This window comes from Phreatobacter sp., from assembly GCF_016793595.1.
In the GTDB taxonomy this organism is placed as follows: domain Bacteria; phylum Pseudomonadota; class Alphaproteobacteria; order Rhizobiales; family Phreatobacteraceae; genus Phreatobacter.
Genome location: NZ_JAEULY010000005.1, coordinates 23,953 through 46,996 on the forward strand (window position 1 = coordinate 23,953; position 23,044 = coordinate 46,996).

Sequence of the window (23,044 nt, forward strand, 5' to 3'; positions counted from 1 at the left end):
ATGACCATCGCAGCGCATGTGGCGGCGCTGTCCCGCGCCGCCAGCCGCACCGGCTGGGTGCTGAGCGGCATCCTGATCCTGTTCCTCGTCGTCGACGGAGCCATCAAGCTGGTGCCGATCCAGGTTGTCCTCGACACGATGGCGGAGCTCGGTTGGCCGGCCGACCCGGCCAAGGCGCGCATCCTCGGTGTGCTGACGCTCGGCTGCGCCATCCTCTACGCCGTGCCGCGTACATCCGTGCTCGGGGCGATCCTGCTCACCGGCTACCTCGGTGGGGCGATGGCGACGCATATGCGGATCGACAATCCGCTGTTCAGCCACCTGCTGTTCGGCCTCTACCTCGGCGTCATCGCCTGGGGCGGCCTGTGGCTGCGCGAGCCGCGCATGCGGGCGCTCATTCCCCTGAAGTCCTGAACCGCTGTCTCGAACGGAGGCCAAGCCATGCTCTACGTTCTGCTCGCAATCCCCGTTGTCGTCGTCCTCGTGCTCGTCATCGCGGCGCGGAAGCCCGATCGTTTCCGCACCGAGCGGTCGGCTCTGATCGATGCTTCTGCCGAGCGCATCTTCCCGATGATCAACGATTTCCGCGCCTGGCCGACCTGGTCGCCGTGGGAGAAGAAGGACCCGGACATGAAGCGCTCGCTGTCCGGCGCGGCTTCCGGACCGGGCTCCATCTATGCCTGGGACGGCAACCGCAACATCGGCGCCGGGCGCATGGAGATTCTCGATGTGGCCGCGCCGGAGCGGGTGACGATCCAGCTCGACTTCTTTCGGCCGTTCAAGGCGCGCAACACGGCGGAATTCACCCTGAAGCCCGAGGGCGCGGGCACCCGTGTCACCTGGGCCATGTTTGGCCCCCAGCCTTTCGTCGGCAAGCTGATCTCCATGTTCATCGACTGCGACCGCATGGTCGGCAAGGAGTTCGAGACCGGCCTTGCCAACCTGAAGGCCGAAGTCGGGCGCGGCTCGCCGGGCGAGGCGCGCGCGGCGGCCTGACCCCGACGATCAACAATCAGCGAAGGAGGACGCGATGTTCGGTGAACCGCAGCAGGAGCACGGCTGGCTGCAGCAGCTGGTCGGCGACTGGACCTACACGGCCGAATGCGACGGCCCGCCCGGCCAGTCCGATCAGAAGATGAAATCGAGTGGCACGCAGACTTATTCCTCGCTCGGCGGCTTCTGGATCGTCGGTGAAGGCGAGGGCGAGATGCCTGGTGGCGGCCCGGCGAGCACGCGCCTCACCATCGGATACGATCCCGCGAAAGGCCATTACGTCGGTTCGTGGGTTGGCTCGATGATGCCGATGATGTGGATCTACGAGGGCGAGCTGGACGCCGCCGGCAAGGTGCTGACGCTGAAATCCGTCGGCCCGAGCTTCTCCGGTGACGGCACGATGGCGACCTACCACGACGTGGTCGAGGTCGTGGACGCCGACACGCACATCTTCCGCTCGCGCGTTCAGAACGCCGACGGCAGCATGACCGAGTTCATGACGGCCGAGTACAGGCGGGTGAAATAGGCGCTACACGCGCTTGCGAAACATCAGGATCACCGCGACCGGCACGACGAAGCCGATCGCGGTCGCGGTGATCAGCAGAGGGCCGAGCTCGGCATACATGCCGCGACCAACCGTGAAGACCTGGTTCAGGTATTTGGTCTGGAGCTGCCCCGCGACCAGCGCGAGGTTCATCAGCGAGGCCATCAGCGCGAACCACGTCGCCCGCCGCCCCTCCGGCGCGTAATAGGCGACGAGGGTCAGAAGCGGGATCATCGACAGCTGCGCGAAGGGCGAGGACGTCGCCGCATCCACCACCGCGATGGTGCGCGCGCCGAAGCCGAGATTGGCCTCGGTCCAGCCGGCGAGCCCGTAGAACAGGCCGATATTGGGCAGTGACAGGATCGTGCCCGCAACCGCGATCCAGAACAGCACGGACGGCACGGAATATTCGGTGAGTTGCTTGGAGAACAGCCACATGGCGGCGATGGCGATGACCGCGCCGGTCTGGCGCAGCACGCCGTAGAAGGCCTCGTCAAACTTCAGCACGTCCAGCGACCACCAGAAATAGCCGTCCCCTACGCCCGGCGTCGCGCGGAACGCAAAGATGATCACCGAGGCGAAGAGGATGGAGCGCCGCGTCGCCGGATCGATGTCGCGGGTGACGATGTGCAGCATCGTGATCACCACCACCATGGAGCCGGCGAAGACCACCTCCTGCGCATAGGGAACGCCGCCGAGCGCCACCGCGACGACGAAAGCGCCGAAGCCGATGCCGCCGCCAAGGATGCGCCAGTCGAGCGGGCGGCGCTCCGCCGTCTCCCCCCGGTAGAGCAGGATGCCGGTGACCGAGATCAGCGGAATGACCAGCCCGGCGAGAAAGACCTGCTCGCGGGTGAAGTGCTGGGCCAGGAAGCCGGACAGACCAGCGACCGACAGGATGCCGATGCCGAGCGCGAGGCGGCCGAGCACCTGCACCATGCCCAGATCGGCGCGAATCTCGGCATCCGCGCGCGGATTGCCGGCTGCATCGACGCGCTCGACCACTTCCGACGACATGGCGTCCGCCACGACGTCCTGGATGACCGCGCCGAGCACGATCAGCAGCGCTCCCATCACATAGGCCTGATCCGACCTCAACGCGGCGAGCCAGCCGCCGGCGGCGCCTGCCAGCGTCACCAGTCCCGAGGCAGTAAAGGCGGCGCCGATCAGCACGTAGACGCGCCGCTGCAAGCCGAACAGCGGCACGGAATCGACGAGTTGCCCGAACACCATCTTGATGGTCCAGGGCAGGCTCAGCCAGACGCCGATCCCCGCCAGTTCGGCCGGGGACAGCGACAGGCTCTCCTTGATCCACATGTCGCGGGCGACATCGATGATGCCCAGCGCGCCATAGGCGAAATAGACCATCAGGAGCGGCAGGTAGGCTGCCTTCAGCGCTCGCACGGGACGGGCGACGTTGTCGCGCCAGATGGTGGCGAGCCGCGTTTCCGTCGCGGGCGACGGCTGGCCGGGAACGGCGGATGTGGTCTCGCTCACGCTGTCCGGGCCCCGCTGTCGTGCATCGCCCTGTCTGTCACCGGCGCGGCGGGCGCGTCAATGCGCCACCGCAAGGACTGGTCAGGCGAGATTACGCAACACGGCGTCGGCGAAAGTCAGGAGGCCCTGATACGGCGTCTCGACATCCGCGATTTCAGGCGCCCAGCGCTTGGGTTCGGCGGGAAACGTCGAGATGCGCGTGCGTGCCTGGCGCATGGCGGCGAGATAGTTCCGGGCCGATCGCTCGAAACCGATCATCGCCTGCGGATTGGCGGCGGCGAAGGTCTCCGCTTCGCCGAGCACGGCTTCGTAGGCGTTCATTGCGTCGTCGAGCCTCCCGAGCTCGATCACGCCGCCGGCACGCGGGAACACCGCCATGACCCGGCGCGCCTCGATGGTCGTGCGGCGGATGGTCCAGCGACCATCGCGGCCGGCGCGGCGCTCGAAGGCGGCGAGTTCCGCCTGCTCGACCACTTCCCGCACCGGTTCCAGCGTCGTCTGGGCCTCGCGGTAGGCCGTGAGGAAGGCCGGCACGGCCTTGCGCAGGCGGGCATGATATTCGCGCGCCTTCGCGCCGCCGTCCTGTCTGTGCTGGCCGGAGGCATGGTAGGCGGCGGCCTCCGTCACGAGGGGCGCCACCTCGCCATGCAGCTGGATGACCATGGCCATGGCCGGGTCGCATTCCGCGAGCGACGGGCTCTGGCTCACCTCGGCGCGGGCGGCGGCCAGCTCGCGCGAGAGGTCGCGCGGTTCGTGCAGGCCGTTGATGCTGGCCTCGTTGCCGCTCGGCCCGCGGTCCGGGTTCACCAGCCAGGTATATCGCTGCCACATGGTCCGCATCTGCCCGGCGAGGTCCAGCAGGTCGGCATAGGCGTTGACCTTGGCGCGGACACGCACGAGGTCGGAGCCAATGGCCGCGCCGCCGGACGCCCGGGCCGGCGCGAGCGCCACCAGCGGCAGACCGGCGAAGGCTAGGGCGATGCTGCGGCGGGAGAGCTGCGAGGAAGACAGCGATCGGGACGGGGAAAAGCGCATGGCGATCTCGTCGGAAGGGCGTTGTTGTTGGCCCTTCTGTCGATCACCGCGGTTTCGCGCCAACGATCCTCGGCGCTATCAGCTGTTTCAGTTGCTTCCAGCCGACATCAGGCCGGACGGCGCCAGGCCGCCCCGCCGCATTCCTTCCAATTCAGCGCGCAAAGCGTCTCCGCGATCCGCTCCTCGGCTGCTTGAACGGAAGCGGCCGGCCATTCGCCGACGACCACGTCGTCATGCTTGAAGACAACCTTGAACGGGCGTGCCTTGAAGGCAGTGGGACGAACTTCGGCGGTGAGTTGCATCGCTATCCTCCCAAGGCGAACCGGACCATGCGGCGAGGATAGAGATGGAGACGGCGACAGTGTGGCGCATCCCCGCATTTTTCGTGGAATTATCAAACAATTGCGAGCAGCCGGCTAAGGGCCTTGCCGCAATCTCCAGACCGCCGTGCGCTTGATCTCTAGATCCTCCAGCGCCCGTGTCACCGGCACTTCGTATTCCGCGAGTTTCACCAGCCGTTCCCTCGGCAGGTAGGTGCGGCCGGGGTCGCCGATCAGCACGGGGCGGCCCTCTGCGGCGATCGGGCCGAGCCAGGCCATCATCGCCTCGGTCATGTCGCGCTGGTAGCAGATGTCGCCGGCAAGGATCACGTCCCAGCCGTCGTCCGTGCCGGAGGGGTCGCCAGTGCGCGCCGTCACGGTGACGCCGTTGGCGCCGGCATTGAGACCCACCGCCACCTCGGCGAAGGCGTCGATGTCGACGCCGGTCACCTCGGCCGCCCCGGCCTTGGCCGCCGCGATGGCGACGAGCCCCGAGCCGGTCGCGACATCCAGCACGCGCCGGCCGCGCACGACGCCGGGATTGTCGAGCACATAGCGCGCCAGCGCCTGTCCGCCGGCCCAGGCGAAGGCCCAGAACGGCGGCGGCAGGCCGATCGTGCCCAACTCCTCCTCGGTCTTCTGCCAGAGGGCGGTGGCCTCGTCCGCGAGATGCAGCGCGATCTCCGGCGCATGCGGCACCGGCATCAGCCGCGTATGGGCCCGGACAAAGGCGGCGCGGTCGGCGATCATGGTGCTTCTCGCGAAAAAGCCGGGCGCTGAGCCCGGCTTTCCGTATCGGTCGAGGCGGAACCGCTCACTGGGTGAGGGCCGGGCCGCCGCCCTCCGCCGGGGCCTGCGCCATGCGCTGGCGATAGAGCGCGACGAAATCGATCGGATCGAGATAGAGCGGCGGGAAGCCGCCGTCGCGGGTGGCGTTGGCGATGATCTGGCGCGCGAAGGGGAACAGCAGGCGCGGGCACTCGATCAGCACCATCGGATGGATGGAGTCCTCGGGAACGCCGGCGATCCGGAAGATGCCGCCGAAAATCAGCTCGAACTTGAAGAGCGTCATTTCCTTGGTCTTGGCGTCGCCCTCGATGGTGAGTTCCACCTGGAACTCCTCGGCGCTCATCGGATTGGCGTTGACATTGATCTGGATGTTGATCGCCGGCTGGTCGTTCTGCGGCATCAGCGAGCGCGGCGCATTGCGGTTCTCGAACGAGAGATCGCGCACATACTGGGCCAGCACGTTGAGCTGCGGGGCTGCGTCGAGCGCGGGTTCGCCGTTGGTGGTCATGCTTCTTCGCTCCGTTCGCGGGCTTGGCGTCAGGTGAGGGGCGCTGTGCGGAACCGCAAGGCGCGACGATGTGGCGCGCCAGCTACCACGCGGGGCGAACAGGGGCAAGGACGGGGCGCGGAGCCGCTCGGACGGGTTGATGCCCGGGGGGCGGTTCCGCCAAGGTCTGCATCGCGAAATGGGGAGTGTGGCGATGGCCGAGCCAGGCATCAGGGTCGAATTCAGGGAACGGGCGGGCAACCGCGTCGCCGAGATTGCCATCGACAACCAGCGCCGGCTCAACTGCCTCTCGACGCCGCTGCTGGTGGAGCTTGCGGCGGTTTTCTCACGGCTGTCCGAGGACGAGGCGCTGCGGGCCGTCATCCTGACCGGTGCGGGCGAGAAGGCCTTCATCGGCGGCGCGGACCTCAACGAGCTTGGCGCCTTCGACGCGGACACCGCGCGTCTGTTCATCACCCGCCTGCATCAGGCCTGCGCCGCCGTCCGTGCCTGCCCGGTGCCGGTGATCGGGCGGATCAGCGGCTTCTGCCTCGGTGGCGGGCTGGAGGTCGCCGCCTGCTGCGACATGCGCGTCGCCTCCGAGACGGCCGTTTTCGGCATGCCGGAGGTCCATATGGGCATCCCCTCGGTGATCGAGGCGGCCTTGCTGCCGGGCCTGATCGGCTGGGGGAAAACGCGTGAGATGCTGCTCACCGGTCAGCTCTATGGGGCCGAGGAGGCCCGCGCGATGGGCTTCGTCCAGAAGGTTGCACCGGCCGGCGAACTGGACGGGGCGGTCGATCACTGGCTCGCCGGCATCGCCAGAGGCACGCCGAAGGCCGTACGCGCGCAGAAGGCGCTGATCGGCCGCTGGGAGCGTGTCTCGATCGAGGAGGGCATCTATGCCGGCATCGACGCCCTGTCGGATGCCTACAGGACGGGCGAGCCGCAGGCGGCCATCGCGGCCTTCTTTGCAGCCAAGGCGAAGGGCTGAGGCGTCAGCGCGGTCCGAGTCGCGGATCCTGCGGCGGCCGGCGCGGTTCCTCGCGCCAGTCGGCGGGGTCGAGATCGACCACGCCGGGCGGTGTCGGACGCCGGGCCGAGGCGGTCTGCAGCGTTGCGCCGCCCGACAGCAGGCCCTTGATCGCGGGCAGTAGCAGGAGCACCGCGATGACGTCGGTCACATAGCCCGGAATGGCGAAGAGAAGGCCGGCAAAGGCGGTCAGCATGCTGCCCTTGGCGGCATCGCCCGACATCAGCACGACACCGCCGCGCGCCATCTGCGAGAACAGCAGTCGCGCGCCGCCCTTGAGGATCATGACGCCAAGGAACGATGTCGCGAGCACGCCGAGCAGCGCGGCGAAGAAGCCGACGCGACCCGCGACCCAGAAAAAGGTCGCGAATTCGAGAAAAGGCAGCGCGATCAGGCCGAGAACGAGCCAGCGCAGTTGGATCATGGACAAGTCTCCCGCCGCCATAGCTGGGATGCTTTAGGTAACGTTGCAAGCGGACGGCCTGTCGCAGGCCCTGCCTTCCCACCGCCATCGTGCAGCCTATGATGGCGAAAATCCCGTTGAAAGCCATGTCAGGACCGATGCCGCTATGACCGATGCCGAGCAGAAGGCCGCAGCCGCGGTGTCCGCCTTCGCCCCCGACCGCCGGTCCGTCGTCCTCGCTCCGTTCGCCGCCGCCATGTTCGGCCTGCCGGCCGTGGCGCAGGAGACGCCGGTCTGGCGGCACGCGCTCAGCCTCACCGGCGAGATCAAGTACCCGCCCGGCTTCCGGCACACCGGCTACGTCAACCCGGCCGCGCCGAAGGGCGGCCTCGTCCGCGATTCCGTCGAGGGGACGTTCGACAGTTTCAACACGGTCATTCCCAGAGGCTCGGCCGCCCCCGTCACCGCGCACCTCTACATGCCGCTGTTCGAGGACGCGATGGACGAGATATCCACCGCCTACGGCGCCATCGCCGATGCGGTTCGTCATCCCGCGGATTTTTCCTCCGTGACCTATCGCATCAACCCGGCTGCGCGCTGGCACGACGGCCAGCCGATCACGCCCGAGGACGTGATCTGGACCATGGAGCAGGTGAAGAAGCTCGATCCGCGCCGGGGCTTCTACTATCGCAACGTCGTGAAGGTGGAGAAGACCGCCGAGCGCGAGGTCACCTTCACCTTCGACGCGCCCGGCAATCGCGAGAAGCCGCAGATCGTCGGCCAGCTCCAGATCCTGCCGAGACACTGGTGGGAGGGAACGGACGCGCAGGGGCGCCGCCGCGACATCTCGCAGACCACACTGGAGCCGCCGCTCGGCTCCGGCCCCTACCACATCAAGAGCTTCGAGGCCGGCCGCTCGCTGGCCTTCGAGCGCGTGCCGGACTGGTGGGCGAAGGACCTGCCGATCTATGTCGGCAAGCACAATATCGACGAGCTGCGCTACGAGTTCTTCCGCGACGGCACGGTCGAGCTGGAGGCGTTCAAGGCCGACCAGATCGATTTCCGCACCGAGATTTCGGCGCGCGTCTGGGCGACGCAGTACGATTTCCCAGCGGTCAGGGACGGTCGCGTCATCCGCGAGGAGTTCTCCGAACGCGCCTCCACGCAGATGCAGGCGATCATCCTCAACCTGCGCCTGCCGAAATTCCAGGACGCGCGCGTGCGCCGAGCGCTGATCGCCATGTTCGACTTCGACACGATGAACGCCAACCTGATGTTCGGCGCCTACAAGCGCACGACCAGCTTCTTCGTCGCGACCGAACTTGCCGCGACGGGCCTTCCGGAGGGCCGCGAACTCGCCATCCTCGAAACCGTTCGCGACAAGGTGCCGGCGGAAATCTTCACGAGCGCGCCGTCGCTGCCGGCCGGCGGGTCGTCGGAGAACCAGCGCAACAACCTGCGCGAGGCGCTGCGCCTGATGCAGGAGGCGGGCTACGTCGTGCGCAACCGGCGCATGGTCAACGCACAGACCGGCGAGCCCTTCCGTATCGAACTGCTGCTGAACGGCCCGACCTTCGAGCGCCACGCCCTCGCCTTCAAGACCGCGCTCGAACGCCTCGGCGTCGATCTGCAACTGCGCGTCGTCGATTCATCGCAATATGTGAACCGCATCCGCGAGCGGAACTTCGAGGCGATCTTCGGCTCCTACCCTCAGACGCTGTCGCCCGGCAACGAGCAGCGCGACTTCTTTGGCGCGGCGGCGGCGGACAGACCCGGATCGTACAACTATGCCGGCATCAAGAACCCGGCTCTCGACGCGATCATCGAGAAGATCATCTACGCCAGGGACCGCACCGAACTGGTCGCCGCGACGCGCGCCATGGACCGCGTGCTGCTCGCCAATCACTACATGATCCCGACCTGGTATTTGGACCAGCAGCGCACCGCTCGCTGGAACCGCTATTCGCGGCCGGAGACCATGCCCTATTACGGCGCGGCCGCCTTCCCGACGATCTGGTGGTGGGATCAGGCCAAGGCGCGGGCTTTGGGCAGCCGCTAGCGCATCACGCCGCGCGGGCCGGAAACACGCCCGCCCGCAGCAGTGCCGAGGGCATGGGCTTGCCGAGCACGCCGGCCAGCCAGCGCGCCGTGTCGATCACCGTGTCAATGTCGAGCCCGGTCTCGATGCCCATGCGGTTGAACGCATAGACGAGATCCTCGGCGGCCACGTTGCCGGTGGCGGCGGGCGCGAAGGGGCAGCCGCCGACGCCGCCCGTCGAGGCGTCGAGGAAATCGACGCCCGCCGCCACCGCCGCGATGGCGTTGGCGATGCCGGTATTGCGCGTGTCGTGGAAATGGCACCGCCATTTCACTGTCGAGGACAGCTTTTTCGCCCGCGTCAGCATATCCGTGACCTGCGAGGGCACGCCGCAGCCGATCGTGTCGGCGAAGCCGATGTCGAAGGGGTCCAGCGGCAACAGGGCCTCGACGACCTCCATGACCCGCTCCACCGGCACCTCGCCGTCGAACGGGCAGCCGAAACAGGTGGTCACCGAAATCGACATCGGAATGCCAGCCACCCGCGCGATGGCGGCCACGTCCCTCGCGCCGGCGATGAGATCGGCGGTGGAGGCGTTCTGATTGCGTCTGGCGAAGCCCTCGGACGCCGAGACCACGTAGTTGATCTGCGTGCATTTCGCCGCCACCGCCCGGTCGGCCCCGCGCGCGTTGAGCGCGAGCCCGATCAGGTTGCGGTCTGCGTAACGCCCCGCGAGCCCGGCCATCACGGCCTCGGCATCGGCCATCTGCGGCACGTGCTTCGGATGGGCGAAGGACACCGCCTCGACATGGCGGAAGCCGGCCGCGAAGGCCCGTTCGACGAGGGCGATCTTGTCCTCGGTCGAGACCATCGCCTTCTCGTTCTGCAGGCCGTCGCGGGGCGCGACCTCGATGATCTCGACGGAACGGCTGACAGTTTCAGGCATGGCATCCTCCGGGAGGGGAGTTGTCAGCGAGGGACCGGGCGAATGCAAGCGCCGGCATGAGGGGCTTCGGGAACGCCGCCACTCTTTCGTGCGTTTCTCCCGGTCAGCTCGTTCCCGATCGACAGGAGACCGTCATGACCGAACGGATCGCAAGGCGCGGCATTCTGGCCTTGGCTCTTGCCGCCGCCGGCTTCGCCTTCGTCGCCGCGCCGGCCGGAGCGCGCGAGATGCAGTGGCGCCGCCGCCATCGCCGCCGCTGGGTCAGGCGTCGCCGGTGGCGCGATGAACCCGATTACGTCGAACGCCATTATGGTCCGCCGCGCCGCCGGTATGGCCTGTCGGCACGCGACCGCATGCTGATCGACCGCCAGCAGGTGCCGAGTTCCTATGGTTCGACGTCACCCTTCTTCGACTGACGCACGAGCCGTCACGTGCCGCGCGGCTTCGCCCTGTGCGTGGCCGCCGCCGAGGCCGGATCGTCAGGCCAGGGATGGCGCGGGTAGCGGCCCTTCATCTCGGATTTCACCGCCTGCCAAGAGCCCTTCCAGAAGCCCGGCAGGTCGCGCGTGATCTGCACCGGACGGTGGGCCGGCGACAGCAGTTCCACGACCAGCGGGATTTTGCCGCGCGCGACGCTCGGGTGAACGCCGAGGCCGAACAGCTCCTGCACGCGGATCGACAGAACCGGCTCCTCGCCCTCGTAGTCGATGGCGTGGCGTTGCCCTGACGGAGCGTCGAAATGGCTTGGCAGGTCTGCTTCGACCCGTCGCTTCACGTCCCATGGCACGAGCTGGTCGAGAGCATTGCCGAGATCGTCGGCGCCGATCTGCGGCAGCGCCGTCTTGCCCATGAGATGCGGCGCGAGCCAGTCGGCGGCGCTGGATGCCAGCGCGTCGTCGGACAGGTCGGGGAAGCTCTCGTCCACCCGCCGCAGGAAGGCGACCCGGTGGCGCAGCGCGAGCTGGGCCTTCGACCAGGGCAGGCGGGACAGGCCGAGGCTGGCAATGCCTTCGGCGAGGGCGGCAGCGCTTGCCTCCGTCGCCGGAACAGCGAGCGTCTGCTCGCCGAGGTTGACCGCGCCGATGCGTCGCGAGCGGCGCGCCCTGAGCGCGGCAGCGGTCTTGTCGAAGGTCACGTCCTCCCGCGTTTCGATCCGGTCGGCGAAATCGACCTCGATCTCGGCAAGGCTGATGGGGGCCGCGGAGAGAATGCGCGCGCGGGCCGCGATGCCGCCGATCTCCGCGACGGCCAGGAAGGTTTCGCGCGCCAGCGGCGAAGCCGGGTCGACCGAGCCGCCCCGGCCGTTGGCGAGCACGAAGTCACCATCCTTGCCGCGCGCCCGCGCGATCCGGTCGGGAAAGGCCAGCGCCAGCACCGCGCCGGCGCGCTCATGCCCGGAACCGATATCCGGCCGGGCATCGACCTCGCGCAGCCAGCCGGCAGCCATGCGACGCGCATCCTCGGCGCGACGCGAGCGATCCGAGCGCAGCCGGTCGAGCCGGTGGCCGATATGGATGTCGTCGCCGCCGAGGCCGCGCTCGGAGACGAGCAGGGCCAGTTCTGCCGCCAGGCGCCCTTCGCCGCGCCGCGATCCGTCCACCACCATGCGCGCCAGCCGGGGCGCGAGGGGAAGGGCGCGCAGGCGCTTGCCTTCGTCGGTGATGCGCCCATCGCGTTCCAGCGCGCCGAGGCTTTCGAGCAGGGCCCGTGCCTCGCTCAGCGCGGGCTTCGGCGGCGGGTCGAGGAAGGCGAGCGCCGCGGGATCGGTGACGCCCCATGCCGCGCAGTCCAGCAGCAGCGAGGAAAGGTCGGCGGCAAGGATCTCCGGGGTCGCATAGGCCGGAAAGGCACCCTCCTGCGCTTCGTCCCAGAGCCGGTAGCAGACACCCGGCTCCGTGCGGCCGGCACGGCCGCGCCGCTGGTCGGCGGCCGCGCGCGACACGCGCACCGTCTCCAGTCGCGTCAGGCCGAGATCGGGCTCGAAACGCGGCACGCGGGCAAGGCCGGAATCGACCACCACGCGAACGCCCTCGATGGTCAGCGACGTCTCGGCGATCGAGGTCGCCAGCACGACCTTGCGGCGGCCAGGCGGCGCCGGTTCGATGGCCCTGTCCTGATCGGCACGGTCGAGCGCGCCGAACAGCTGGACGATATCGACGGTTGGATCCCTGACCGTCGCCGCGAGCAGGTCGGCGGTGCGCCTGATCTCAGCCGCGCCCGGCAGGAAGACCAGCGCCGAGCCGGCCTCCTCGGCAAGCGCCCGCCGCACGGTACGCGCCATCTCGTCCTCGATCCGCGCGTTCGGGTCGCGTCCGACGTGACGCGTCATCACCGGATAGGCGCGGCCCTCGCTTTCCACCACGGGGCAGTCGCCGAGGAGACGGGCCACCCGCGCCCCGTCCAGCGTCGCGGACATGACGAGAATGCGCAGATCCTCGCGCAGGGCCCCTTGTGCGTCGAGGGCGAGCGCGAGGCCGAGATCGGCATCGAGGCTGCGCTCGTGAAATTCGTCGAACAGCACGGCCGAGACTCCGGTCAGCGCGGGATCGTCGAGGATCATCCGCGTGAAGATGCCCTCGGTCACCACCTCGACGCGCGTTCGCGCGGAGACCTTCGAGCCGAAGCGGACCCTGAGACCGACGCGGCCGCCGACCTCCTCGCGAAGTGTCTTCGCCATGCGGTCGGCCACGGCGCGGGCGGCGATGCGGCGTGGCTCAAGCACGAGGATCTTGCCCGCCCCCGACCAGGCTTCCTCCATCAGGACGAGCGGCACGCGGGTCGACTTGCCGGCGCCGGGCGGCGCGACAAGAACGGCGCGCGGACCCGCTGCAAGGGCGGTCTTCAGCGCCGGCAGTGCCGCGTCGATGGGCAGGGAAAGCTGGGACACCGGGCGCGTTTACGGTTCCTTCACCGCCTCCGCAAGCAGGCGGCTCCACCGGGGCGTGAAACCGGCATCCGGGCCTCCCGCTTGCGACGCCTGCCCTGAAGGCGCGCCGCTGTCTCCGGACGGGACGACGGCGTGCCGGATCGGGAGGCTCCGACGCCGGCCCGGTCGACGCATCGCCCGGATCACGGTGACCGCCTCAAGAGCGGCGCCGCCGGGCGCGGGGCGGCCAGTCCCCATCGCTCCTCATGGCCGCCCTCATGGGACGGCCCGCGGGCGCCGCCGCGGGCCGTTCTCCGCGCGCGCGTGCGCTCGGGAGGCGTGTCTTGCGCTGCCACCCCCGCCTTGGCTATGGTCCGCGCCGACGCGGGTGTAGTTCAATGGTAGAACGGCAGCTTCCCAAGCTGCATACGAGGGTTCGATTCCCTTCACCCGCTCCAGCCCGCTTCAATCGGTCATTTCTTGCGTGACGCCGCGTTCAGCGCCGCTGCCGCGCGGATCAGTTCCTTCAGCGCGGTCTCGTTGATCGTATCGCCCTCGCGCAGATCAATCGCGCGCCGCGTATTGCCGTCGAGGCTGGCATTGAACAGGCCGGCGGGGTCGGCCAGCGAGGCGCCCCTGGCGAAGGTCAGCTTCACCACGGCCTTGTAGGTCTCGCCGGTGCAGATGATCCCGCCATGGGACCAGACCGGCACTCCGCGCCATTTGATCTCCTCGCTCACCTCGGGCCCGGCTTCGTGAATGAGCGTCCGCACGCGCGCCAGCACCGCGCCGCGCCAGTCGTCGAGCGCCGCGATCTTCCCGTCGATCAGGCGGGATGCGTCCCCGGCCGGCGCGCTGCCCTTGGTCATCACCACCTCGTTGCGGTCCTGTGCGCGACCGTCGCGGATTGCCCGGGACGCGTCCAGCCGCTCGCGCTGCCGCATCAGCCCGCAAGGAAGCCGTCGCGCCGGAGCCTGACCACCGCCAGATCCATCGCCGACAGGAAGGCCGAGCGGTCCCGTGGCGAGAAGGCCGGCGGCCCGCGCGTTGCCCCGCCCGCCGAGCGGATATCGTCCATGAGGTTGCGCGTGGCGAGCGCCATGCCGATCGAGGCCATATCGAACAGCCGCCCGTTCGGAGCAAGAACGGTTGCGCCGGCCTTCACCGCCCGTGCCGCCAGCGGGATATCGGCGGTGACAACGACGTCACCGCGCCCGGCCCGCTCGGCGATCCAGTCGTCCGCGATATCGGGGCCCTCGCTGACCACCACGCGCTCGATCCACGGCTCACGCGGCACGGCCAGCGGCGCATTCGCCACGACGAAGACATGCAGCCGGTAGCGCTGGGCGACGCGATAGACCTCGTCCTTCACCGGACAGGCATCGGCATCGACATAGACCGCGATGCGCTTGGTTTCCTCCGGCATGGCAGCGCGACCTATTCGGCCCAGGTCACGACCTCGTCGAGGCCGGCGCGCGCGGTGCGATAGGCATTGACGGGATGGGCGGCGTCGGCAAGGCCGAAGGAAATGCCGCAGACGACGCGGCGGTCTTCGCCCATGCCGAAATGGGTGCGGATCGCCCTGGAGTGAACGGCGAGAGCCGCCTGGGCGATGGTAGCCACGCCGAACGAGGTAGCCGCGGTCATGAAGTTCGAGACATAGGCGCCGCAATCGACGGCGCCATAGACGCCGAGTGGCTCCTCGGTGCTGATGATGGCCACGTGCGGCGCGTCGAACAGCTGGAAATTGCGCAAGGCCTGGCGTGCATAGGCCACCTTGTCGCCGCGCGCGACGCCCACCGCGTCATAGAGCTGGAAGCCGCAGGCGCGCCGCCTGTCCAGCGCCGCACCGCGATATTCCCGCGGGAAGGGGAAGTCGGCATCGGGCTTGGCCTCGGCGGAATCAGGCGAGCCGCTGCCGGTGGCCAGCGACACCATGAGGTCGCGGAAGGCATCGCGCGCCGCGCCGCTGGCGATGGTCACCTGCCAGGGCTGCGTGTTGTTCCAGGAGGCGGTCTTCTGCGCGACCGTCAGGATCGCCTCGATCGTCGCGCGCGGCAGTGGATCGGGCAGGAAGGCGCGGCAGGAATGCCGTGCCGTCATCAGGCGGTCGAAGACGAGCGCATCAGCGGTCGGCGCGGGCGAAGGCGTCTGCTGGTCCATCGTGTGGCGATCCATGACAATGCGGGTCGTATTTGCGGAGGTGCCGCCATGGTGGCGCGCGGACGCGCCGCCCGTCTACCGGCCGTTCGGCCAGCCCATGCGCGTCAGTCGGCCGACCTGTTGCGGAACGACGCGTTGCCGAGGCCGGTGCCGATGGTCACGACGCCCCATTCCTTCACGTCCTGCATGAACGGCACCTCGCTGAGGCCCTGAACGACGGCGTCGTTGTGCATCACGACGACCGTCTCGTGCCCGCCGATCTCGGGAATGGCTCTGGCGATGTGCGCCGGCAGATTGAAATGCTCACTCTCCCAGTTGCCGCCCGGGAGGTTCTGGCCGCCGCGCGCGATCGCGCCGTCCTCGCGGATGAGGCCCGGGCAGCCGATGCCGATCACCGGGGCAAGCGCCAGCTCCTCTTTCTTCGTCTTGCTGATCAGGCCCTCCAGCATCCCGATCAGCTTGTCGATCGCGGCTGTTCGTGACGGCGCCTCGTCGGCATGGCGCCAGAGCTCGGACTTCCAGACCTCGGCCTTGGACAGATCGGGGTTCTTCTTGATGCCGAGACGCACCACGCCCGCTCGGATGTTGGAGCCGCCAATGTCCACGGCGAGAATCGCGTCATGGCCGGCCAGCATCCATGCGGGCATCAGGTGCGCCGCGCCGATCAGCCCAGCCTCGTCGGGATGGTTGCGGATCGGGTGGATGCCGATCTCGACGCCCTCGGATTTCAGCAATGCGCTGGCGCGCGCGATGGCCAGCTCGCCCACGCGGCTCTCCCGAAATCCGCCGCCCGCGGCGATTCTCTCGACATTCTTCCAAGCTTTTGTGCGGCGGTAGCGCCGGATGACGCCGGCGAGCGCCGCAGCGAAATCCTCGACCGCCGCGTGGATCAGCGCCGCGGCCTCGGCATCCTTGCCCGTCATGAGCTGGTCGAGCTGTTTCTTGCCGAGGTCCTCGGTCGCGACCTCGCCCAGCGGATCGGCATCGAGCCTGGCGAGGCGCTTGCGCCATTCCTCCAGAGTGTCGGTGAAGGCTGATTTCGACGCCCGGTCGCCGATAAAGCCTTCCTTGTCGCGCAGTTCCAGATTGTAGCTGGACACGATGACGGAAGGCAGCTGCTCGAGGCCGTGACCGATCACGCCCTCGGTCCGCCGCGCGGGCTTCCGTTTCACCGCTTGCCTTGCCATGGCTCTCCCCCGGCTTCCGACCGGTGGGGAACGCGGTCTGGCGCCGGGGCGTTCCCGGACATGACCCGGACATGATTTCCGCGAGCAGTGGAACCGATGCGGAGGTGGCGCGTTGCCTTGAGCATGGGGTCGCTTCAGGGGCCGGATACGGCACGCATTGCGCATCGGGACAAGAGATCGGGCGGCGACATTCGCCCGGCGATCAATGGACAGGACCGATGCTGACAAGATCCAGGAACGAGACCGGTTCCCACAACGATGAGGCGAGCCTCGTTGCGCACCAGGCCGCGAGCGAGCGCGGCATCGTCGCTTCCCTGGCCCTCGATATCGCTGGCAATCCCGACGGTTTCGCCATCTTCACCGATTTCGACGGCACGCTGGTCGACATCGTCGGCCGGCCCGAGGATGTCGTGGTGCCGCGCGGGCTCAGGACCGACATAAGGCGGGTGAGAACCTTGCTGGGCGGTGCTTTCGCCATCGTCACCGGCCGCACGCTTACCGAGGTCGGCCGCTTCCTCGGTAAGGGGCTCGACGCTTCCGGCCTGCACGGCATCGAATTCACTTTCGCCCCGCCGGCCGGACAGTCGCCGCGCGCCGGCGATGCGCCGCGCGAACTGGTCGAGGGCATTGTCAGGATCGTCGCGGCCGATCCTGGGTTAAGGCTTGAGAACAAGGGGGCCATCATCGCGGTCCACTACCGGCAGGCGCCCGCCGCCCATGGTCGCCTCAGGTCCGGGCTCCTCGATCTGATCGCGGCGCTTCGGCTCGACCATCAGATCAAGGAGGGCAGGGCCGTCATCGAGGTCATGCCGCGTGGCCAGTCCAAGGGCACGGCGCTGCTCGAATTCATGCAGCGCACGCCCTTTGCCGGCCGGCGTCCGATCATGATCGGCGACGACCGCGCCGACGAGGACGCCTTCGCGGTGGCGCGCGAGGCGGGCGGCTTTGGCCTGCGCGTCGCGGGCGAGCATTTCAACAGGGGTGACGAGCCCTTCGCCCATGCCCGCGAGGTAAGGGCCTGGCTCGCCACGCTGGCGGGGAGGATGTCCTGATGGAAGTGCATGCGGACAGGCCCGCGCCGCCCGAAATGGCGGTGATCGGCAACAGCACGGTCGCGGCGCTCATCGACAGGCAGGCGCGCATCGTGTGGACCTGCTGGCCGCGCATCGATGGCGACCCCTTGTTCTCGTCGCTGATCGGCGGTCCGGACCCGCAGCGCGGCTACATGGCCATCGAACTGGAGGGTCTCGTCGCCAGCGAACAGGCCTACGAGCGCAACACCGCGATCCTGACCACGGTGCTGACCGCGGCGGACGGATCGGCGGTGCGCGTCATCGATTTCGCCCCACGCTTCAAGCAGTACGATCGCGTGTTCCGCCCGCCCATGATCATGCGCCGCATCGAGCCAGTCGCGGGCAACCCGATGGTGCGCGTGCGGATGCGGCCGACCATGGCCTACGGCCGTCATGACGGCTTGCCGATCCCCGGCTCGAACCATATTCGCTATGTGTCCGATGCCGGCTCGGTGCGCCTGACCTCCGACGTCCCGGTCGCCTACCTGTCGAGCGAGGCGCGCTTCGTCGTCACCCGGCCGATGACGCTGATCGTCCATGCCGACGAGACCTTCCCGAACTCCATCGACGGCGTCTGGGGCGCGTTCCTGCGCTCCACTCGCCAGTACTGGCTCGATTGGGTGCGCTACCTCTCGGTGCCCTACGAATGGCAGGAAGCGGTGATCCGCGCCGCCATTACCCTGAAGCTCTGCTCGTCGGAGGAGACCGGCGCCATCGTCGCGGCGCTGACAACCTCGATCCCCGAGGCTCCCGGCACCGGCCGCAACTGGGACTATCGGTTCTGCTGGCTGCGCGACGCCTATTTCACGGTTCACGCACTGAACAAGCTCGGCGCGACGCTGACCATGGAGCGCTTCCTCGACTACATGCGCACGGTCATCGCCACCGAGAAGAGGCCGAACCTCAAGCCGGTCTACGCGATCGTGCCGGAAGATTCGCTGGAGGAGCGCATTTCGGAATCGCTCACCGGCTTCGGCGGCGACGGGCCGGTCCGGATCGGCAATGCCGCCGCCGATCAGGTGCAGCACGACGTCACCGGCAGCATGATCCTCGCGGCGTCGCAGATGTTCTTCGACCACCGCCTGCCGGAGCTTGGCGGCGTCGCGCTGTTCCGCGAGCTGGAGCCGCTCGGCGAGACGGCCGCCGCCAATGCCTTCGAGCCCGATGCCGGCATCTGGGAATATCGCGGCCGCCAGTCGACCCACACGCATTCGGCCGCGATGTGTTTTGCCGCCTGCGACCGCCTCGCGCGCATCGCCGGGACACTCGGTCTGGACGAACGCGCAGGCTACTGGCGCGCCCATGCCGAGCGTATCCGCGAGGCGATCCTGACACGCGCCTGGAACGAGCGGGAGGGCTTCTTCGCCGCGAGCTTCGATGGCGCGGGGGCCGATGCCAGCACGCTGCTGCTGCACGAACTCGGCGTGGTCGAGGCGAGCGACCCGCGCTTCGTCGCCACTGTCGGCAAGCTGCAGAAGCGGCTGACGCGCGCCGGCTTCCTGCTGCGCTACGACGAGAAGGACGATTTCGGCACGCCCTCCACCTCGTTCAATATCTGCACCTTCTGGCTCGCCGACGCGCTGTTCGCCATTGGCCGCGTCGAGGAGGCGCGCGAGATTTTCGAAGGGCTTCTCGCCCGCCGCAACCATGTCGGTCTCCTTTCGGAGGACATCGATCCGGCCAACGGCGCGCTGTGGGGCAATTTCCCCCAGACCTATTCGATGGTCGGCATCATCGTCACCGCGATGAGGCTGTCGCGCGACTGGGTGCATTGACGGAAGAATCGGCTTCAGAACCCGAAGCGACAGCGACCGGCAACCCGCGCGTGACGCGGGAACCGGCAAACAGGAGCGGGTTCGTCGCGAGCGCCTGATGCGCGAAGCGCCGGCCCGGCACAGTCCATGAGTAATGTGTCCCGCGGCTTGTTGCTGCTGGCATTTTTCGCCATTGCCCTCCTCGGCCTGATCGCCGCGCTGGTGCCGCTGTCCACCTCGCTGATCGAGCAATGGTCGCGCCGCGATGTCGAATTGCGCTCGGAGCTGGTCTTCAATTCGATCCGCGACCGGATCGAGCGCGAGGTGACGAGCCCCTCGCAGGAATTGAGGCCGCTGTTCGAGCGGCTCACGAGCGACGAACGCATCCTGGCGCTCGGCCTGTGCGACGCCTCCGGCCAGATCGTCGTGTCGACTCGCCGCATGCCGCGCGACGTGCAGTGCCACCCGATCATCGCGAGCGGCACGCCGGTCGCGCGGTCGGTGCGCTTCGAGCGCACGCGCATCGACGGCGAGCGCGTTCTAGTCGGCATCTTCCCGCTGACCGGAGCGGCGACGACCGGCAGCCTCGTCATTCTCCACGAGCTCGCCTTCGTCTCGAGCCGTATCGTCGAGGCGCGCTGGTACATGGTCGTCGTCGGCATCGCCCTGCTGCTGCTGGTGGGCACGCTCGCCTTGCTGATCCTCGGGCTCATGCAGAGGCGCTACATGGCCGGCGTGCTGGCGACCATTCAGGACATGAGGACCGGCCGGCCGCAGCGCGGCGTCATGGACCCGGTCCTGAAGGACGAGAGCCGGGAGATCCGCGGCCTCTTGCGCGATTTCCGGGAGAAGATCCGCCAGGAGGATGGGACGCCGCTCGAATGGTCGCCGTCGACCCTGCAGGACCTCCTCGAGAACGAGCTGCCGGACGCCGAGGTCTTCGTCGTCTCGAACCGCGAGCCCTACATCCACAATCATGCCGACGACGGCCGCGCCGTGGTGCAGCGGCCGGCCAGCGGTCTCGTCTCCGCGCTGGAGCCGGTCATGCGCGCCTGCGGTGGCACCTGGGTTGCCCACGGCTCGGGTTCGGCGGACCGCGAGACGGTCGATGCCAGCGATCATGTGCTGGTGCCGCCGGCCAAGCCTGCCTACCGCCTGCGCCGCATCTGGATCACCGATGAGGAGCAGGAGGGCTACTATTACGGCTTCGCCAACGAGGGGCTCTGGCCGCTCTGCCACCTCGCCTATGTCCGGCCGATCTTCCGCGAGAGCGACTGGCTGCAATATGTCGCCATCAACCAGCGTTTCGCCGATGCCATCGTCAGGGAGGCGAGTCGGCCAGACCCCGTCATCATGGTGCAGGATTACCACTTCGCCCTGCTGCCTCGGATGATCCGCGCGCAGCTGCCGAAGGCGACCATCCTGACCTTCTGGCACATCCCCTGGCCGAATGCCGAAGCCTTCGGCATCTGCCCGTGGAAGGAGGAGATCATCGCCGGGCTCCTCGGCTCGACCGTGCTCGGCTTCCACACCCAGGCCTACTGCAACAACTTCTTCGAGACGGTCGACCGCTTCATGGAGAGCCGCATCGACCGCGAGCATCGCTCGGTTGTCTTCGGCGGCGAGGAGACCATGGTGCGGCCCTATCCGATTTCGATCGAATGGCCGCCCGCGGCGCTCCTGTCGCAGCAGCCGGTGGCCGAATGCCGGCGCGCCGTGCGCGAGCGCTTCAATCTGCCCGAGGACATGAAGATCGGCGTCGGCATCGAGCGCTTCGACTACACCAAGGGCATACTCGACCGCCTCATGGCGATCGACGAGCTGCTGGCCCGCCAGCCGCAATGGAAAGGGCGCTTTGCCTTCATCCAGATCGTCGCGCCGACGCGCTCCAAGCTGCCGAGCTATACGAGCCTCCAGAAGGAGGCGTTGCGCCTCACCGATGAGATCAACGAGCGGCACGGCGCGGGCGGCTACAAGCCGATCCTGCTGGTGATCCGCCACCACGAGCCGGACGAGGTCTATGAGCTGTTCCGCGCGGCCGACCTTTGCGTCGTCTCGTCCCTGCACGACGGCATGAACCTCGTCGCCAAGGAATTCGTCGCCGCCCGCGACGACGAGCAGGGCGCGCTGGTCCTGTCGCGCTTCGCCGGCGCGTCGAGCGAGCTCGGCGAGGCGCTGATCATCAACCCCTACGACGTGCAGGGCATGGCGGAGGCCATCGGCCGGGCGCTGGTCATGCCGGAGGACGAGCAGCGCGAGCGGATGCGCCTCATGCGCGCGCAGGTGCGCGAGCGCAACGTCTACCGCTGGGCCGGCCAGATTCTGCTCGACGCCTCGCGCCTGCGGAAGCGCCAGCGCGTGAAGGAGTTCGAGGAGGGGCTGTGACGGACACGCAGGACAGGGCTCATTGGCGGGCGTTCGGGCCCCGCCGCGCGTTGCCGCCGGTCAGGAGTTGCGCATGACGACCAGGGCGAAGCTGGCAGCGGATGGGCCTGTCATCGAGACCGACATCCCCGCGCGGCTCGACCGCCTGCCCTGGGCGCGGTTCCATACGCTGGTCGTCGTCGCCCTCGGCATCACATGGATTCTCGACGGGCTGGAGGTGACGCTTGCCGGCACCGTCGCGGGTGCGCTTAAAAGCAGTCCGACGCTGCAGTTCTCCAATGCCGATGTCGGCCTTGCCGGTAGCGCCTACCTCGCCGGCGCGGTGCTCGGCGCGCTGTTCTTCGGTTGGCTGACGGACCGCCTCGGGCGCAAGAAGCTCTTCTTCATCACGCTTGCCGTCTATCTGGTCGCGACCGCCGCCACCGCCTTCTCGTGGAATCTCTGGAGCTTCATGGTCTTCCGCTTCCTGACCGGTGCCGGCATCGGCGGCGAGTATGCCGCGATCAACTCGACCATCCAGGAACTCATCCCGGCGCGCGTGCGCGGGTGGACCGACCTCGTCATCAACGGCTCGTTCTGGATCGGCGCGGCGCTTGGCGCCTTCGGCGCGATCATCCTGCTCGACCCCGCATGGTTCGCGCCGGATCACGGCTGGCGGCTTGCCTTCCTGATCGGCGCGCTGCTGGCTCTGTTCATTTTCCTGATGCGCATGTGGCTCCCCGAGAGCCCGCGCTGGCTGATGACCCACGGCCGCGCCGCTGAAGCCGAGGCCATCGTCGCCGGCATCGAGCGGCGGGTGCGCGCAGAAGGCCACGTCATCCCCGACACGCCGCTGGCGAGGGTGCGCTTGGTCGCGCGCTCTTCCACGCCCTTCTCCGAAGTCGCCGAGACGCTGTTCCGCCGCCAGCGCGGTCGCACGGCGGTCGGCTTCACGCTGATGGCGGCGCAGGCCTTCTTCTACAACGCCATCTTCTTCACCTATGCGCTGGTGCTAACCGACTTCTACGGCATCGAGGCCAACCATGTCGGCTGGTACATTCTGCCCTTCGCGCTGGGCAATGTGCTCGGCCCCATCCTGCTCGGCCGCTTCTTCGACACGCTCGGTCGTCGGCCGATGATCGCCTTCACCTATACGATGTCGGGCCTGCTGCTTGCGGGCACCGGCTGGCTCTTCGCTGAAGGGCTGCTCACCGCGCAAACCCAGACCGTCGCCTGGATGGTGATCTTCTTCTTCGCCTCCGCCGCGGCCAGTTCGGCCTACCTGACGGTCAGCGAGACATTCCCGCTGGAACTGCGGGCGCTCGCCATCGCCTTCTTCTACGCCGTCGGCACGGGCATCGGCGGCATCATCGGGCCCTGGGCCTTCGGCCAGCTCATCGAGAGCGGGTCGCGCTGGTCGCTGTTCGGCGGCTACATGTTCGGCGCGGTGCTCATGCTGATCGCGGCCGTCGTCATGTGGCGCTTCGGCATCGCTGCCGAGCGGCGCTCTCTGGAGGATGTCGCCCGGCCGCTCTCGGCGGTGGACTGAGGA

At 68.3% G+C, this 23,044-nt stretch carries 22 protein-coding genes and 1 tRNA gene; 11 read left to right on the forward strand and 12 right to left on the reverse strand.

Features of this window, described 5'->3' with window-relative positions; all coding sequences use genetic code 11:
* Genes JNK84_RS09980 through JNK84_RS09990 form a run of 3 tightly spaced genes read left to right on the forward strand, consistent with a single transcriptional unit; the run spans nucleotide 1 to nucleotide 1,519 of the window.
* Nucleotides 1-414 (forward strand): DoxX family protein, encoded by a 414-nt coding sequence (locus JNK84_RS09980; RefSeq protein WP_293423611.1) that lies wholly within the window; start codon nucleotides 1-3, stop codon nucleotides 412-414.
* A gap of 27 nt (nucleotides 415-441) precedes the next feature.
* Nucleotides 442-996 (forward strand): SRPBCC family protein, encoded by a 555-nt coding sequence (locus JNK84_RS09985; protein ID WP_293423613.1) that lies wholly within the window; start codon nucleotides 442-444, stop codon nucleotides 994-996.
* 34 nt (nucleotides 997-1,030) lie between these two features.
* Nucleotides 1,031-1,519: a DUF1579 domain-containing protein gene (locus tag JNK84_RS09990; RefSeq protein ID WP_293423615.1), complete on the forward strand. Its 489-nt coding sequence runs from the start codon at nucleotides 1,031-1,033 to the stop codon at nucleotides 1,517-1,519.
* A 3-nt stretch (nucleotides 1,520-1,522) separates the two neighbouring features.
* On the opposite strand, the gene JNK84_RS09995 is transcribed toward JNK84_RS09990, so the two are convergent.
* The 5 genes from JNK84_RS09995 to secB form a co-directional block, all read right to left on the reverse strand.
* On the reverse strand, nucleotides 1,523-3,034 hold the full coding sequence (locus JNK84_RS09995) for a hypothetical protein (protein ID WP_293423617.1): 1,512 nt from the start codon (nucleotides 3,032-3,034) through the stop codon (nucleotides 1,523-1,525).
* 81 nt (nucleotides 3,035-3,115) lie between these two features.
* Entirely contained in the window at nucleotides 3,116-4,069 is a 954-nt protein-coding gene (locus JNK84_RS10000) for a DUF3829 domain-containing protein (RefSeq protein WP_293423619.1), read from the reverse strand.
* 107 nt (nucleotides 4,070-4,176) lie between these two features.
* Nucleotides 4,177-4,371, reverse strand: a complete 195-nt coding sequence (locus JNK84_RS10005; protein ID WP_293423621.1) for a hypothetical protein — start codon at nucleotides 4,369-4,371, stop codon at nucleotides 4,177-4,179.
* Between the two features lie 114 nt (nucleotides 4,372-4,485).
* A complete protein-coding gene (locus tag JNK84_RS10010) occupies nucleotides 4,486-5,139 on the reverse strand; it encodes a class I SAM-dependent methyltransferase (protein ID WP_293423623.1) in 654 nt (217 codons plus the stop codon).
* Nucleotides 5,140-5,203: 64 nt separating this feature from the next.
* Nucleotides 5,204-5,686, reverse strand: a complete 483-nt coding sequence (secB, locus tag JNK84_RS10015) for a protein-export chaperone SecB (RefSeq protein WP_293423625.1) — start codon at nucleotides 5,684-5,686, stop codon at nucleotides 5,204-5,206.
* Nucleotides 5,687-5,879: 193 nt separating this feature from the next.
* Here secB and JNK84_RS10020 point away from each other — a divergent pair, with 193 nt between their 5' ends.
* On the forward strand, nucleotides 5,880-6,659 hold the full coding sequence (locus JNK84_RS10020; protein ID WP_293423627.1) for an enoyl-CoA hydratase: 780 nt from the start codon (nucleotides 5,880-5,882) through the stop codon (nucleotides 6,657-6,659).
* Nucleotides 6,660-6,663: 4 nt separating this feature from the next.
* Here JNK84_RS10020 and JNK84_RS10025 read toward each other — a convergent pair whose 3' ends face one another.
* The gene (locus JNK84_RS10025) at nucleotides 6,664-7,122 is read right to left on the reverse strand and encodes an FxsA family protein (RefSeq protein ID WP_293423629.1); all 459 of its coding nucleotides are present in this window, start codon (nucleotides 7,120-7,122) and stop codon (nucleotides 6,664-6,666) included.
* 145 nt (nucleotides 7,123-7,267) lie between these two features.
* Between JNK84_RS10025 and JNK84_RS10030 the strand changes: the two genes are divergently transcribed.
* Nucleotides 7,268-9,160 carry an extracellular solute-binding protein gene (locus tag JNK84_RS10030; protein ID WP_293423631.1) on the forward strand — a complete coding sequence of 631 codons (1,893 nt, stop codon included), beginning with the start codon at nucleotides 7,268-7,270 and terminating at the stop codon, nucleotides 9,158-9,160.
* Nucleotides 9,161-9,164: 4 nt separating this feature from the next.
* Here the strand turns inward: JNK84_RS10030 and JNK84_RS10035 are convergent, their stop codons facing one another.
* Nucleotides 9,165-10,085, reverse strand: coding sequence for a hydroxymethylglutaryl-CoA lyase (locus JNK84_RS10035; protein WP_293423633.1), 921 nt, complete (start codon nucleotides 10,083-10,085; stop codon nucleotides 9,165-9,167).
* Nucleotides 10,086-10,219: 134 nt separating this feature from the next.
* Here JNK84_RS10035 and JNK84_RS10040 point away from each other — a divergent pair, with 134 nt between their 5' ends.
* Nucleotides 10,220-10,501 (forward strand): hypothetical protein, encoded by a 282-nt coding sequence (locus JNK84_RS10040; protein WP_293423635.1) that lies wholly within the window; start codon nucleotides 10,220-10,222, stop codon nucleotides 10,499-10,501.
* A gap of 11 nt (nucleotides 10,502-10,512) precedes the next feature.
* On the opposite strand, the gene hrpB is transcribed toward JNK84_RS10040, so the two are convergent.
* Nucleotides 10,513-12,972, reverse strand: coding sequence for an ATP-dependent helicase HrpB (gene hrpB / locus JNK84_RS10045; protein ID WP_293423637.1), 2,460 nt, complete (start codon nucleotides 12,970-12,972; stop codon nucleotides 10,513-10,515).
* A 363-nt stretch (nucleotides 12,973-13,335) separates the two neighbouring features.
* Here hrpB and JNK84_RS10050 point away from each other — a divergent pair.
* Nucleotides 13,336-13,409 (forward strand) — tRNA-Gly (locus JNK84_RS10050).
* Nucleotides 13,410-13,424: 15 nt separating this feature from the next.
* Here JNK84_RS10050 and JNK84_RS10055 read toward each other — a convergent pair.
* The 4 genes from JNK84_RS10055 to JNK84_RS10070 form a co-directional block, all read right to left on the reverse strand.
* Nucleotides 13,425-13,820, reverse strand: a complete 396-nt coding sequence (locus JNK84_RS10055) for a DUF1801 domain-containing protein (RefSeq protein ID WP_293423639.1) — start codon at nucleotides 13,818-13,820, stop codon at nucleotides 13,425-13,427.
* A 74-nt stretch (nucleotides 13,821-13,894) separates the two neighbouring features.
* Nucleotides 13,895-14,377, reverse strand: a complete 483-nt coding sequence (locus tag JNK84_RS10060) for a YaiI/YqxD family protein (protein ID WP_293423641.1) — start codon at nucleotides 14,375-14,377, stop codon at nucleotides 13,895-13,897.
* Nucleotides 14,378-14,388: 11 nt separating this feature from the next.
* On the reverse strand, nucleotides 14,389-15,054 hold the full coding sequence (locus JNK84_RS10065; protein ID WP_293423685.1) for a nitroreductase: 666 nt from the start codon (nucleotides 15,052-15,054) through the stop codon (nucleotides 14,389-14,391).
* 164 nt (nucleotides 15,055-15,218) lie between these two features.
* Nucleotides 15,219-16,301 (reverse strand): ROK family protein, encoded by a 1,083-nt coding sequence (locus JNK84_RS10070; RefSeq protein WP_441343226.1) that lies wholly within the window; start codon nucleotides 16,299-16,301, stop codon nucleotides 15,219-15,221.
* 218 nt (nucleotides 16,302-16,519) lie between these two features.
* Here JNK84_RS10070 and otsB point away from each other — a divergent pair, with 218 nt between their 5' ends.
* The 4 genes from otsB to JNK84_RS10090 all read left to right on the forward strand — a co-directional run bounded on the left by otsB (nucleotide 16,520) and on the right by JNK84_RS10090 (nucleotide 23,041).
* Nucleotides 16,520-17,353, forward strand: a complete 834-nt coding sequence (otsB, locus tag JNK84_RS10075) for a trehalose-phosphatase (protein ID WP_293423645.1) — start codon at nucleotides 16,520-16,522, stop codon at nucleotides 17,351-17,353.
* A complete protein-coding gene (locus JNK84_RS10080) occupies nucleotides 17,353-19,149 on the forward strand; it encodes a glycoside hydrolase family 15 protein (protein ID WP_293423647.1) in 1,797 nt (598 codons plus the stop codon). Before otsB ends, JNK84_RS10080 begins: the two co-directional genes overlap by 1 nt.
* A 126-nt stretch (nucleotides 19,150-19,275) precedes the next feature.
* Entirely contained in the window at nucleotides 19,276-21,513 is a 2,238-nt protein-coding gene (locus tag JNK84_RS10085; RefSeq protein ID WP_293423649.1) for an alpha,alpha-trehalose-phosphate synthase (UDP-forming), read from the forward strand.
* A gap of 73 nt (nucleotides 21,514-21,586) precedes the next feature.
* On the forward strand, nucleotides 21,587-23,041 hold the full coding sequence (locus tag JNK84_RS10090) for an MFS transporter (protein WP_293423651.1): 1,455 nt from the start codon (nucleotides 21,587-21,589) through the stop codon (nucleotides 23,039-23,041).
* Nucleotides 23,042-23,044: the final 3 nt, after the last annotated feature.

Coding starts and splice junctions, on each gene's coding strand:
- JNK84_RS10060 (WP_293423641.1), bottom strand. CDS start 14,377: ATGCCGGAGGAAACCAAGCGCATCGCGGTCTATGTCGATGCCGATGCC.
- JNK84_RS09980 (WP_293423611.1), top strand. CDS start 1: ATGACCATCGCAGCGCATGTGGCGGCGCTGTCCCGCGCCGCCAGCCGC.
- JNK84_RS10090 (WP_293423651.1), top strand. CDS start 21,587: ATGACGACCAGGGCGAAGCTGGCAGCGGATGGGCCTGTCATCGAGACC.
- JNK84_RS10040 (WP_293423635.1), top strand. CDS start 10,220: ATGACCGAACGGATCGCAAGGCGCGGCATTCTGGCCTTGGCTCTTGCC.
- JNK84_RS09990 (WP_293423615.1), top strand. CDS start 1,031: ATGTTCGGTGAACCGCAGCAGGAGCACGGCTGGCTGCAGCAGCTGGTC.
- JNK84_RS09985 (WP_293423613.1), top strand. CDS start 442: ATGCTCTACGTTCTGCTCGCAATCCCCGTTGTCGTCGTCCTCGTGCTC.
- JNK84_RS10080 (WP_293423647.1), top strand. CDS start 17,353: ATGGAAGTGCATGCGGACAGGCCCGCGCCGCCCGAAATGGCGGTGATC.
- JNK84_RS10010 (WP_293423623.1), bottom strand. CDS start 5,139: ATGATCGCCGACCGCGCCGCCTTTGTCCGGGCCCATACGCGGCTGATG.
- otsB (WP_293423645.1), top strand. CDS start 16,520: ATGCTGACAAGATCCAGGAACGAGACCGGTTCCCACAACGATGAGGCG.
- JNK84_RS10070 (WP_441343226.1), bottom strand. CDS start 16,301: ATGGCAAGGCAAGCGGTGAAACGGAAGCCCGCGCGGCGGACCGAGGGC.
- JNK84_RS10035 (WP_293423633.1), bottom strand. CDS start 10,085: ATGCCTGAAACTGTCAGCCGTTCCGTCGAGATCATCGAGGTCGCGCCC.
- JNK84_RS10000 (WP_293423619.1), bottom strand. CDS start 4,069: ATGCGCTTTTCCCCGTCCCGATCGCTGTCTTCCTCGCAGCTCTCCCGC.
- JNK84_RS10085 (WP_293423649.1), top strand. CDS start 19,276: ATGAGTAATGTGTCCCGCGGCTTGTTGCTGCTGGCATTTTTCGCCATT.
- JNK84_RS10020 (WP_293423627.1), top strand. CDS start 5,880: ATGGCCGAGCCAGGCATCAGGGTCGAATTCAGGGAACGGGCGGGCAAC.
- JNK84_RS10065 (WP_293423685.1), bottom strand. CDS start 15,054: ATGACGGCACGGCATTCCTGCCGCGCCTTCCTGCCCGATCCACTGCCG.
- JNK84_RS10025 (WP_293423629.1), bottom strand. CDS start 7,122: ATGATCCAACTGCGCTGGCTCGTTCTCGGCCTGATCGCGCTGCCTTTT.
- secB (WP_293423625.1), bottom strand. CDS start 5,686: ATGACCACCAACGGCGAACCCGCGCTCGACGCAGCCCCGCAGCTCAAC.
- JNK84_RS10030 (WP_293423631.1), top strand. CDS start 7,268: ATGACCGATGCCGAGCAGAAGGCCGCAGCCGCGGTGTCCGCCTTCGCC.
- JNK84_RS10005 (WP_293423621.1), bottom strand. CDS start 4,371: ATGCAACTCACCGCCGAAGTTCGTCCCACTGCCTTCAAGGCACGCCCG.
- JNK84_RS10055 (WP_293423639.1), bottom strand. CDS start 13,820: ATGACCAAGGGCAGCGCGCCGGCCGGGGACGCATCCCGCCTGATCGAC.